The organism is Mucilaginibacter gossypiicola, from assembly GCF_900110105.1.
Lineage (GTDB): Bacteria > Bacteroidota > Bacteroidia > Sphingobacteriales > Sphingobacteriaceae > Mucilaginibacter > Mucilaginibacter gossypiicola.
The window spans coordinates 856,223-867,819 of the sequence record NZ_FOCL01000003.1 but is presented as its reverse complement, the minus strand read 5'-3'; the positions used below and the strand labels follow the sequence as shown (position 1 = coordinate 867,819).

Here is an 11,597-nt window from a genome sequence, read left to right as displayed (position 1 = left end):
CCCCTCTGGGGTTCGGATAAGGGGCGGGACGTTATTTCTACAAACCTTTACCCCCTCTGGGGGATTTTTATAATTAAACAGTTATTGATCGAGATATGCTTAAGGAAAAGTGCACCAGAGGTGCAGAAGGTTTGTAGCATAAAAATTATAGAAACATCCTTTGCCCCAGAGGGGGCAAAACAACACGCCATGCCGATTAAACGATAAAACTGTGGGTTAACTTGAACTCGCAAAGAGTCTTAAGGTCTTCGGATCTTTCCAAAACGTTAAAATGAAAACATCACATAAATATCTTATCATCACAGTACTGGTAATTGTTGGCGGCAGACTTAATGCCCAAAACAAGGCCCTGGTAAATACCAGCAAAAGTAATTACGCCAAACTCAGCAGCCTTGATATGGGCGCAGTACAATGGACAGGCGGTTTTTGGGCCGACAGGTTTAAGGTTTGCCGTGATACCATGATCCCGAACCTGTGGCGTGTTTATACCGACCCAAAGATCAGTCACGCTTACCGCAATTTTGAAATAGCTGCCGGACTGGATACCGGTTCGCACGAAGGTCCACCTTTTCATGATGGCGATTTTTATAAGCTGTTTGAGGCAGTAGCCAGCATGTACGCAGCTACGCACGATCCTAAATTGGATGCGTTGATGGATAAAACCATAGCCGTTATCGCCAAAGCGCAACGGGCCGACGGCTATATCCATACGCCAACCATTATTGAGGAACGTAAGAACAGCGGCAAGGAAAAGGCGTTTAACGACCGCCTCAATTTTGAAACTTATAATCTTGGCCACCTCATGACCGCCGCCTGTGTGCATTACCGCGTAACAGGCAAAACAACTTTGCTGAAAGTAGCTATCAAGGCTACCGACTATCTCTATAAGTTTTATAAAACAGCTTCGCCCGAACTGGCGCGCAATGCCATTTGCCCATCGCATTACATGGGCGTGGTGGAGATGTACCGTACCACCCGCGATCCCAAATACCTGGAACTGGCTAAAAACCTGATCGATATTCGGGGCCTGATGAAGGATGGTACGGATGACAACCAGGACAGGGTACCCTTCCGCCAGCAAACCCAGGTCATGGGCCATGCGGTACGTGCCAACTACCTGTTCGCGGGCGCTGCTGATGTTTATGCCGAAACCGGTGACACTACACTTATGCATACCTTAAACCTGATGTGGAACGATGTGGTTAACCGTAAAATGTATATCACCGGCGGCTGCGGATCATTGTATGATGGCGTTTCGCCGGATGGCACTTCTTATAACCCTAACGAGGTACAGAAAGTACACCAGGCTTACGGGCGTGATTATCAACTGCCCAACTTCACCGCCCATAATGAAACCTGCGCTAATATTGGCAATGTTTTATGGAACTGGCGCATGCTGCAAATAACCGGGGATGCTAAATATGCCGATGTGATGGAATTGGCGCTGTACAACAGCGTGCTTTCGGGCATCAGCTTAAGCGGTCGCGATTTTTTGTATACCAATCCGCTGGCTTATTCAGATAGTTTACCGTTCAAACAGCGCTGGTCAAAGGATAGGGTGGGGTACATCAAATTATCTAACTGCTGTCCGCCAAATGTGGTGCGTACCATTGCCGAGGTGAGCGATTATGCTTACAGCGTATCGGATAAAGGCCTTTGGTTTAACCTGTACGGCAGCAATACCATAACGGTTAAGCTGAAAGATGGAACGCCAATAAAAATAACCCAAACCACCAATTACCCATGGGATGGAAAGATCCGCATTGGGTTTGATGAAGTGCCGGGCAATAAAGCATTCTCGGTATTTTTGAGGATCCCCGGCTGGTGTAAGGGAGCAAGTATAAAACTTGCTGGCCAGTCGGCTCCGCAGTTAGATACTACTCCCGGAGCCTACACCCAATTGAATGCCGTTTGGCAAAAGGGGATGACGATTGATCTTGATTTGCCGATGCCGGTTACGTTTATGGAGGCCAATCCGCTGGTTGAGGAAACCCGGAACCAGGTTGCGGTAAAAAGAGGGCCGGTGGTGTATTGCCTGGAATCGGCAGATTTGGCTAAGGGACAAAAGATCTTCAATATTGCCCTGTCGGCTGGCAGTGAACTCAAACCTGAAATGATCAAAATAGATAACAGTGACATCATGAGCCTTACAGGTAAAGCTGATCTGCGAAATGAGAATAATTGGAGTAACCGGCTTTATAAGGAAGTATCGGCACCAAAACAAAACGCTGTTGATATCAGGTTGATCCCTTATTACGCATGGGGTAATCGTGGGCATGTGGATATGGAGACCTGGATGCCATTGGATAGGTGATTTTTAAGGTGAAAGGCTAAAGGCGAAAGGCAAAAGGTCAGAATGAAAAAAGTTCTATGTCGCCGCTCGGCTCCAGCCGAGTGGCAACTATTGGGGCGGCCTCTGGCCGCCGAATCTCCTACGCTGGTCGAAGTTTAGCGATAGCGTAACTTCGTCCTAAAACAATGGAAGCATTCTGCTTCCGTACTCGGAATTATTAGCTAAATAAATTCAACCGATTGTATTATTACTTTTATACAGTTAAGCTGAAAGCTTAACACATTTTAGGACGAAGTTACGCTATCGCTAAACTTCGACCAGTAACGGACACATCACCAATAACAGCGCAGCGTAGTAAGGAGGGCGGCCACCCGGCCGAAGCCGGGTGGCACGGAAGATCGGTATTTGCACTCATCATTTTGGTGGCATTATATTGGCAGTACCATTTATAACCGATGCGATCAATTTCAAAAAAGCCCAGAAAAGCTTAAAAAAATGGCGAAATAGAAAAGATGTTTTAGCCCGCTTTTGAAACAGCGAATATTTACCCTTAAAAGGTTTAATTGTTGATAGTCAGGTATTTAATAGTGTTTCGCGTAAAATATTATATATTTGATAATCAACGTGTTTCGTTTTTTAGGTGTTCCGCGTTTTCACTCTCAAAAAATAGAACACTCCTTTTTTTACGAAAAAGAACGCCGGGGCTTTTTTCAATTTTTTTTCGGAATCAAAAAATTGGGACACCTGATTTGTTACAATTGAAAGAGGGTATTTTATTGGCTCATCATCACTATAATATCCTTCTACGCCGCCACTCGGCTGGAACCGAGCGGCGGCGTAGGAATGACAGGTAATTTTATTGCCCCAAAATCACCGTAATATCCTTCCTTCGCTCTTCCGGAAAAACTTTCATATCAACCACTTTTCCACCTTTCAGCGTAGCCTCAACAGTAGTGTTATACGGCGCATGAAGTTTAAAATGAACATCCCAATCCTTAGGCCAGGCGGGGAACAGCAAGATCTTTTTATCATCAACCTGCATCAGCATTTCCTGCAAACCGATCATGCCCGAGCCGCCCCAGTTATGATCGGGCGTCCAGTCGAAACCGGGTCCCCAGAAAGCAGGGAAACGCCTGCCGGAGTTTTTGAGTTTGAAGGTGGTTAGTTTGGCAGCTTCACTGGTAAGGCCTAAACGGGCGGCAAAAATGTTATCCTGTTTCCAGCCAATGCCGCTCCTGAATTTGGCTACGAGGGTATCCAGTTTCCAGGTGTTTAAAGCGGTATCAAGCCCCGGTTTGCTTAAACCGAAGATGCCCCATGGAAATACCGGGTAAAACTGGGTGTTCTCTTCGTTATTGACCCGCTCCCATGATTTGGCAGGAGAGAGGGTTTTGTGGCCGTCAATTTCTGCAAATGTTAATGGGGGGATCCGTTTCTGTAAGGCGGTCAATTTCAAGCGCTCGTCGCTTGTTAAATAGCTATCCGACAAGGCCAGCATTCGTTTGGTAATGGTTTGCAGGGCGGCTATAGTTGAGTTGGAGTTATAGGCCATTTTGAATGTCTCCGCTGATGAGCCGGGATACAAAACAAGGTGCCCGTTGCCATCAAGCGCTTTGGCGCTGCGTTTACGCGAAAGGTATTGGTAATGCTCATCAAAAAAAGTGAGGCAGCTTTCAATAAACGGGATATATTGATAAATGTCGTCGCCTTTATATCGCTCCGTTTCCATCATCATGAGGCAAAACTCAAAAACGGTATCCCAGGTATATTCCAGCCATGCATTATATTCCAGTCCCTTGTCAAAATCAGCAGGGCGTTTCCAGGTATATTCGGCACTATTGGGCAGACCGAAATTCTCAACCTGTTCGGTAAAGCAAGCGCCATTATGACCCCAGTAAACCTTGCTGCGTAATTCGGCGTTTTTTAAGGAGCGGAGATAAAAATCAAACTCCGGCTTCATCATATCAATATCGCCGCTTTTGAGCATCGGGAAATAAACCAAACGCTGGTTTTGGGCAGTCATCAGGCCACCGCCCCAGTTGCGGAAATCGGGCGTAAAAGCGTATTGGGGATTGACGAAAACGGGATCGTAGGTAAATAAGCCGCCGTTAAATTTGGTGGGCGCTTGTCCATAAGCATTACAGCCCAGCATATACCTGAAAAGCTGGTAGTTTTTACCGGTTTGCCAGGCTGTGGTATCATTGTCAGGCTTAGCGGTATTAATGTAAATGAAACTCCTGTCCCAATATTGTTTCCACCAATCAGCCGTTTTTTGCCATGCGGTTTTGGCATTGCTTTCAGCCTCTTTAATTACTTTGTCGAGGCCTTGCTGCCATTCATTTACAAATGCGGTTTGTTGGATATTAAGATAGATCTCAATATCCTGATTGGTTGTAGGTTTAATGCTCTCCAGTTTCCAGCCTTCAAAATCGGTGTTGAGGTATTGTCCTTTAGTGTTCCCCGCTGCTTTCAGGTTTTTGCCCTGCATTAACCCGCCAAAGGTTAAATTTTTAAGCGGGTTGTACATCTGATCCTTGACAGCATCCATCCCTTGCTGCTTTACCGTAACATCAAATATGGTGGAGTCGAGGTTGTGATGGTAAAATTGTATACTATTGCTTTTAAACGCGATGTTATCCTTCAGCGTTTTTACATCATTACGCGGGGCAAACTTCCAGGAACCTTCATTTTTTTCGAGGCCTTTAACTTCCCGGTCGCGATAGCGCCAGCTTTCAAAAATGGCTTCGGTTTTAATGGCTTTGTTGCTGCTGATATTAAGGTGGATCACCGGGCGGAAAACATCAACCCAAAGCTTTATTTCGGCCTTTAAATCTCCGTTTTTTCCGTTGATGAATACCGAGCCATTTTGAAGCCGTAGTTCCTGTTTAAAATCATTACCATCGAAAGGGTTGGGCGATAGCTTAACTCTTACCCGACCCGGTTTAAGCATGGCGTTATTTTCATCAAAAGTGCCGCTTCGGGCGATGTAAAAAAGCAGCTCGCCTTTTTCAACCCATACGTTAAGCCCGATATCGCCGCCTCCGCAGGGCATGGATTGACCCGAGTTTTGGCTTTGGCTGCTCCATACTTCATTGTATTGTTCGATGCCTTTATTTTGAGCTAACGCGATATTGCAGTACAGGAAGCAGAGTAGCAGGAGTTTTTTCATAATTACCAGTCGTCGGTTCTGAATGAGGAAACGGGCAGCCCGTTGGTACCGAACAGATCGCCCACAACAAAATCTTTAAAGGCGTAACGCACGGCCACAGGCTCTTTTACCAAAGGTGAAGATACAATAATTACGCTTCCCGATATCATGGCCTGCGCCGGGTAAAACATTTTGTCTTTATCGGCAACCTCAAAGTTTTGAATGGGCTTGTTGAAGGAGGTTAACCCGTTTTCGGCATGTTCAAACCTGATGGTAGCCCGGTTGCCGTCAACTGTCATTTCTTTATACAGCGGACTTGCGTAGTCAAAGCCTTTAATGCCATAAGTTTGAGCTAAGGCAATATAAGCCAACCGCGTACCTACAGGCTCTTTTCTCGGCGGGTGAATGGTAGCCTGTTCGCCAACATCAAGCAATACAGCCATGCCACTGTTAGGAATAGCTTTTAATGATTTACGCTGAGCATCGCGCAGGTAGGCCGAATTGTATTTGCCGCCTGCATTGTATGGAGGTAGTTGGGTATAATCGTAAGGGGCTATCTGTGTATAGTAAAAAGGGAAATCGCCTTGCTGCCAAAGCTCACGCCAGCGTTTTACCAGGGCAGGGAAAAGTTTTTCGTATTGGTCGGGACGGTCGTAATTTGATTCGCCCTGGTACCAGATACAGCCTTTGATGCCGTAACCGATCACCGGGTTCAGCATACCATTGAACAGGGTAGTAGGCGTGCGGGATACTGCTTTAATGGAATCGGTTTTAGCCGGAATTTTGATCTCTAGGAAATCTTTTAACCCTTCAGGGTCCATCCAGGCTTCGGCGCTTGAACCACCGTAACAATCACTAATGAGGCCGATAGGCACGTGCAGCATTTCGTTCACTAACCTGCCAAAATAATAACCTGTAGCACTAAAATTGGCAACAAACTCAGGTGAAGCCACGTGCCACTCGGAGGGCTTGCTGTTTTCCTGAACCTCGGTTACCGATGAATGCGGTACCGTATAAATGTGAATATTGCTATTGGCCGATTTCAGGATTGCATCAACAGATCCGGTTATCGGTTGACTTTTATAGCCTTTCATCGGAATCTCCATATTTGATTGCCCGGTACAAAGCCAAACTTCGCCAATAAGCACGTTGTTTAGTTTAATGGTATTACCATCGCTGATGGTTACAGTGTACGGGCCTCCGTATACCGGGGTAGCAACTTTAACAAGCCATTTGCCGGCGGCATTTACTTTGGCTTTGTAGTTTTTCTTATTCCACGAGGTGTTGATGGTAATTGTTGATCCTGCTTTATCCCAACCCCAGATTGGAGCCTGGCTTTGCTGTTGCAATACCATGTTATCGGTAAAAATGGATGCGAGTTTTACCTGCGCCTGTGCGGATATAAACAGGCACAAACCCAGACCTGATGCCAGTAACTTTTTCATTGCAGTAAATTATTTGGTAAGCTTTCCGGCGCGTTTGGCCTCAAGCCACCCGCTGAAAAGGAGGTTTTTATTTAATTCGGGTTTAGGGAAAAACAGACTTGCAAGGTAACCAACGATGATCACCACCAAATGGCTGTACACACCGAGCATGTATTTATGCTGATTGAAGTTGTATTTACCCAGATCAAGCAGGATATGTTTATCATCGCCCAAACCAATTTTGGCTGATGTTAAGAAGGCGTAACCGGTAAACAGGATACAGGCAATAATGCCGATGTTTACTCCCTGGCTGTTAGCCCTGCTGCTAAACAGTCCCAATAAAAAAATCCCTGCGATGCCGCCGGAAAATATGGCATAGAGGGTAAACACAATGCCCAACGCTCCCTCATCACCGGCAAGCATATATAGGGTAGCTATACCCATCGCGCCAAAGCCTGCCAATACCACTATCCAGCGGCCTGCCTTTAAATATTCTTGGTCTGATTTATTTGGTCTGAATTTTTTGTAATAGTCTTCTACGCCAATAGCCGAAAGGCAATTGAGGTCGGCCCCAAGGCTGGAAATTGCTGCAGAGATCAGTGCCGCCAGTATCAACCCTACAACTCCTGTGGGCAGTTTGCTCATAATAAAGTACGGAAATACCGCATCGGCCTTAATACCTGCCGGCAGGGGATTTTGTTGGTAGAAAGCAAATAAAGCAGTGCCAATAAACATGAATAATGCCCAAAGTGGTACCGTAAGGGCTACACCCAATATCGATGCCCTGATGGCAGCCTTATCTGTTTTGGCGGTGAGGTAGCGCTGAACCATAGTTTGATCCGTACCGTATTTTTGGATGGCATAAAAAACACCGTTAATAGCCATTACAATAAATGTGAGCTTCTTGAAATTCCAGGAGTAGGGCCCGAAATTGTTTTTATGGTTCACGCTGGCGATATGCCAAAGTTCGGGAAAGCCGCCTTTGATTGAGCAAATGAGGATAATGAACGATGCAATGCCGCCGCCTATCAACAGAAAACCCTGCACAACATCGGCCCAGATCACAGCTTCAATGCCGCCAATAAGGGTGATAACGATGATCACAAAACCTATCACCCAGATAATGGCAAAGGTGTTGGTATTGGTCATGTTGGAGAGTGCCAGCGCCAGCAGGAAAAACACAGTACCCATTTTTGAAAAGTGGGTTAATACAAAGCTTATGGAGCTGTAAAAGCGGGCAAACAGGCCGAATCGTTTTTCAAAGTATTCATAGGTGCTTACGCCAATAACTTCGCGGTAAAGCGGTACGATAAACCATACCATCAGGAGCAAAACTATTGGTACCATCAACCCCTGCACCAGCAGGATCCAATTAGATGCGAAACCTTCGCCGGGGTAGGCCAGGAAGGTTACACTGCTGATAAGCGTTGCCATTAATGACATGCCTATGGCCCATGCGGGGATAGAGCCGCGTGATACGAAATATTTTTTGGTGGAGTTTTGTCCTTTTGAAAACCTGAGACCAATAGTTAATGAAATGGCCAGTGCCAGTGCTATGATGATATAATCTGCCAGGTGCAGGGTTTCATGTTTCATATGCAGGTATAGTTATTGGTTTCCCAAACGTGGGCTGGCCAGGGGTAGCTGCCGGGTTTTAAAGTTAAACATAATTGGTTATTGCCCGCTATGCGCATATGAATAACTCCGGGAGCTATTAGTTTTGAGGGATATAGTTTTTTGATGTTTAAACGCTCAAGTATGGCCCAGGCGGTTGCTCCGCCTTCTATCAGCAATTCGTGAAGGGAGGTGTGGTCAATAACCTGTTTTACAATATCCGCCATTTTGTGGCTCAGCAATACCGGGTCTACCTTTATATCCTTTATAAAATCGGGGTTTATGGCAATGATAGCATTATTGCCGGCAACAATGCTTGACGCTACATGACTGGCAAAAAGGCCATGTACATGATCTCCGCTGGTTTCGGCGCAGATGGTTGCCGCCGGCACATAATGCACCGGGATGTTGTTGTGCCTGCCATCGTTAAGGTTTAGCTTGCCCTGGTAAAAGGTACTTCCAAATACAAACAACCGCCTGCCCGTAGTTTCCGGGTCGAGGGTTTTAACCTTTTGCGGGGTTGTCAATGACTCAAGCAGCGTGGTAAACAGATTTGCCGAGCCTGCTAAAAGAGTTTCGTTATTTGTTTTGCCGATCCAATATTTAAGATCATCCTCATTTTCGGCCGCTCCTATAATAATTCTTGTCGACGGTAGCCTGTCCGCTTTTTTTATCAATGAGATACTTCCATCAGCCCTCAACAATTCAATAATATTTGAGCTTAAGGCCGGGAAGGTTGGATCATTAACGAAATTACTAAGATGGATAGGGGCGCCATTGTAATAAAACGTATCGCCAATGAGTTTTTTGGAATGATGGGGGTTGCCAGGTACGATCATTGCCTTTTTTAATCCCGAAGCGGTTAACTGGCTTTGCAATTCCTCAATAATGTGTCCGCGTAAAACAGAATCTATCTTTTTGAAAATAAACCGGGGTTTTAGCTGTTGCAACTGAACAGTAAGTTTATACACAGTTTCCTTTGCCTGAACTACGAAAAGGGAACGCGTGTCGGTAGCAATAATGAGCAAATCTGCATCGCAGTGTTCATCAACAGTAGTACTCACTTCGGTTCTTAACCCATGGTTGAGGCCTATACCCGCCAGTTCAGCAGCTCCTGTTAAATCATCTGCAATTACAGCAATCATAACTTATACTTTTATCCTGTTTTTGCTCAGTTGTACCGCTGATTCAATAGCCAGTATCATGGCATCGCTGCTGGCAACGCCTTTACCTGCAATTTCAAAAGCTGTACCATGATCAACCGATGTACGGATAATAGGCAGTCCCATAGTGATGTTAACACCTTTTACACTGTCCATTTGCTGTTTTTCGGCATTCCATTTAAAGCCGGTAAGCTTAAAGGGGATGTGCCCCTGGTCGTGGTACATAGCAACTACGCCACCATAATACCCGGTTGACGCTTTAGAAAACAAGGTATCAGCAGGTACAGGGCCCTCAACATCATAGCCTAACTTTAAAGCTTCCTGTACGGCGGGTAGGATCTCCAAATCGTCTTCGGTACCGAATAAACCTGAGTCACCGGCATGAGGGTTAAGTCCGGCAATGCCGATCTTCAGGTTTTTTTCGCCGAGCGAGATGAGACCATCCTGCAACAGTTCAACTACTTCCACTATCCGGTCTTTTTTAACCAGGTCACATGCCTGCCTTAAGGAAACATGGGTGGATACATGGATCACCTTCATGTTATGCTCAACCAGCAACATGGCGTATTTTTTTGTGCCGGTATAATGTGCGTAGATTTCGGTATGCCCGGCAAAGTGGTGGCCGGCTTCGTTAATTGATTTTTTGTTGATGGGGCCGGTTACAGTGGCATCAACTTCGTTGTGAAGCGCCAGTTCAATGGCTTTTTTTACTGCTTCAAACGATGCATTGCCTGCCATAGCGGAGATTTCGCCAAAACGCAGCTGCTCCATGTCTACATTTTGCAGGTCATAAACATCGGGCTTACCAAACTCAAAGTTTGCATTGCGGATATCTTTGATAGAGTTAATGCGCGCATCTAAACCCAGGCGCTTTACGATATCAAAAAACACACCGGTATCTCCAATAATTACCGGACGGCAAATCTCATACAGTCTTTCCGTTAACAATGCTTTAACGGCTATCTCGGGGCCAATACTGGCCGGGTCGCCCATGGTTATTGCTATGATCGGTTTTTCGGTTGTCATTGGTATATCGGCAGGCTAAGGTTTTCAACATTGAGCATTCTTTGCAATTTCTTTTGCAGGTCGGCCGCTTCGGTATCACTAACTTTCAACAATGGCGGCATCATATACGGACGGCATAATCCTGCGCTTTGCATTAATGATTTTAATGCCGCCAATGACTCGCCCAGCAAGCGTTTACCCTGGTAAATATCACCGATCAGGTTAGAATGCCTTTGCAATTGCAGGGCGGCAGCTTCGTCGTTATTGTCGGCAGCAACTATCATTTTGTAATAAATATCCGGGAACAGATTTCCGGTGCTTGGCACCAGTCCGTCGCTTCCTGTAAATAGCGCGTGGGCAGATTGTGCTCCCCAGCCCAAAAAATGGCTGAAATCGGCACGCCCAGCCCATAGTTTCAGGGAATCTTTTAAACGGTCGTGGTTGCGCTCCGAATCCTTGGTGCCAACTATATTTTCATGATAACTTAATTCGTCGAGAAGGTTTAGGTTTATAGATACATTGGTTGTGGCCGGTATGTTGTAAACTATCAGCGGGATAGGTATTTCGTTGGCCAGCGTTTCAAAGTATGTTTTAATTTCGTATTCAGTTAAAGTGAAATAGGCAGGCAAATGGGCAACCGCAACATCAATCCCCTCATCTGCGCAGCGTTTAGCCAGGTCAATAGAATCGGCCAGGCAGTTTGATGAAATACCTGCATAAAGCAACCGGCCCGGCTGCCTTACTGACGTTACCAGTTTAACAAAATCAAGCTTGAGTTCGTTTGGCAAAGAGGCCGATTCACCGGTAGTACCCAGTATAAAGGGTACACCGCCGTAGTTGAAAATATTGTCGAATATTTTTTCAACCGCTTCGTGATCAAGCTTGTAATTGTCGGTAAGTGGCGTAATTGATGGCACTACCAGGCCATTATATTTCTTTTTTAGTTTCAT

Annotated in this window: 7 protein-coding genes; 1 reads left to right on the top strand and 6 read right to left on the bottom strand. The window is 45.7% G+C overall.

Annotated elements, in window-relative coordinates:
- Nucleotides 1-271: 271 nt before the first annotated feature.
- Nucleotides 272-2,314 carry an aceric acid hydrolase gene (locus tag BMX50_RS13430; protein ID WP_091211020.1) on the top strand — a complete coding sequence of 681 codons (2,043 nt, stop codon included), beginning with the start codon at nt 272-274 and terminating at the stop codon, nt 2,312-2,314.
- 835 nt (nt 2,315-3,149) lie between these two features.
- Here the strand turns inward: BMX50_RS13430 and BMX50_RS13425 are convergent.
- Genes BMX50_RS13425 through BMX50_RS13400 form a run of 6 tightly spaced genes read right to left on the bottom strand, consistent with a single transcriptional unit; the run spans nt 3,150 to nt 11,597 of the window.
- A complete protein-coding gene (locus BMX50_RS13425) occupies nt 3,150-5,462 on the bottom strand; it encodes a DUF5703 domain-containing protein (RefSeq protein ID WP_091211019.1) in 2,313 nt (770 codons plus the stop codon).
- Between the two features lie 2 nt (nt 5,463-5,464).
- Nucleotides 5,465-6,886: a sialate O-acetylesterase gene (locus BMX50_RS13420; protein WP_091211018.1), complete on the bottom strand. Its 1,422-nt coding sequence runs from the start codon at nt 6,884-6,886 to the stop codon at nt 5,465-5,467.
- Between the two features lie 9 nt (nt 6,887-6,895).
- Nucleotides 6,896-8,461 (bottom strand): sodium:solute symporter family protein, encoded by a 1,566-nt coding sequence (locus BMX50_RS13415; RefSeq protein ID WP_091211017.1) that lies wholly within the window; start codon nt 8,459-8,461, stop codon nt 6,896-6,898.
- Nucleotides 8,458-9,624, bottom strand: a complete 1,167-nt coding sequence (locus BMX50_RS13410; protein ID WP_091211016.1) for a four-carbon acid sugar kinase family protein — start codon at nt 9,622-9,624, stop codon at nt 8,458-8,460. Before BMX50_RS13410 ends, BMX50_RS13415 begins: the two co-directional genes overlap by 4 nt.
- A 3-nt stretch (nt 9,625-9,627) precedes the next feature.
- The gene (pdxA, locus tag BMX50_RS13405) at nt 9,628-10,668 is read right to left on the bottom strand and encodes a 4-hydroxythreonine-4-phosphate dehydrogenase PdxA (RefSeq protein WP_091211015.1); all 1,041 of its coding nucleotides are present in this window, start codon (nt 10,666-10,668) and stop codon (nt 9,628-9,630) included.
- Nucleotides 10,665-11,597 carry a dihydrodipicolinate synthase family protein gene (locus tag BMX50_RS13400; RefSeq protein WP_091211014.1) on the bottom strand — a complete coding sequence of 311 codons (933 nt, stop codon included), beginning with the start codon at nt 11,595-11,597 and terminating at the stop codon, nt 10,665-10,667. Before BMX50_RS13400 ends, pdxA begins: the two co-directional genes overlap by 4 nt.

Excerpts from the sequence above, each read along its gene's own strand:
- BMX50_RS13430 (WP_091211020.1), top strand. The coding sequence starts at position 272 with ATGAAAACATCACATAAATATCTTATCATCACAGTACTGGTAATTGTT.
- BMX50_RS13425 (WP_091211019.1), bottom strand. The coding sequence starts at position 5,462 with ATGAAAAAACTCCTGCTACTCTGCTTCCTGTACTGCAATATCGCGTTA.
- BMX50_RS13420 (WP_091211018.1), bottom strand. The coding sequence starts at position 6,886 with ATGAAAAAGTTACTGGCATCAGGTCTGGGTTTGTGCCTGTTTATATCC.
- BMX50_RS13415 (WP_091211017.1), bottom strand. The coding sequence starts at position 8,461 with ATGAAACATGAAACCCTGCACCTGGCAGATTATATCATCATAGCACTG.
- BMX50_RS13410 (WP_091211016.1), bottom strand. The coding sequence starts at position 9,624 with ATGATTGCTGTAATTGCAGATGATTTAACAGGAGCTGCTGAACTGGCG.
- pdxA (WP_091211015.1), bottom strand. The coding sequence starts at position 10,668 with ATGACAACCGAAAAACCGATCATAGCAATAACCATGGGCGACCCGGCC.
- BMX50_RS13400 (WP_091211014.1), bottom strand. The coding sequence starts at position 11,597 with ATGAAACTAAAAAAGAAATATAATGGCCTGGTAGTGCCATCAATTACG.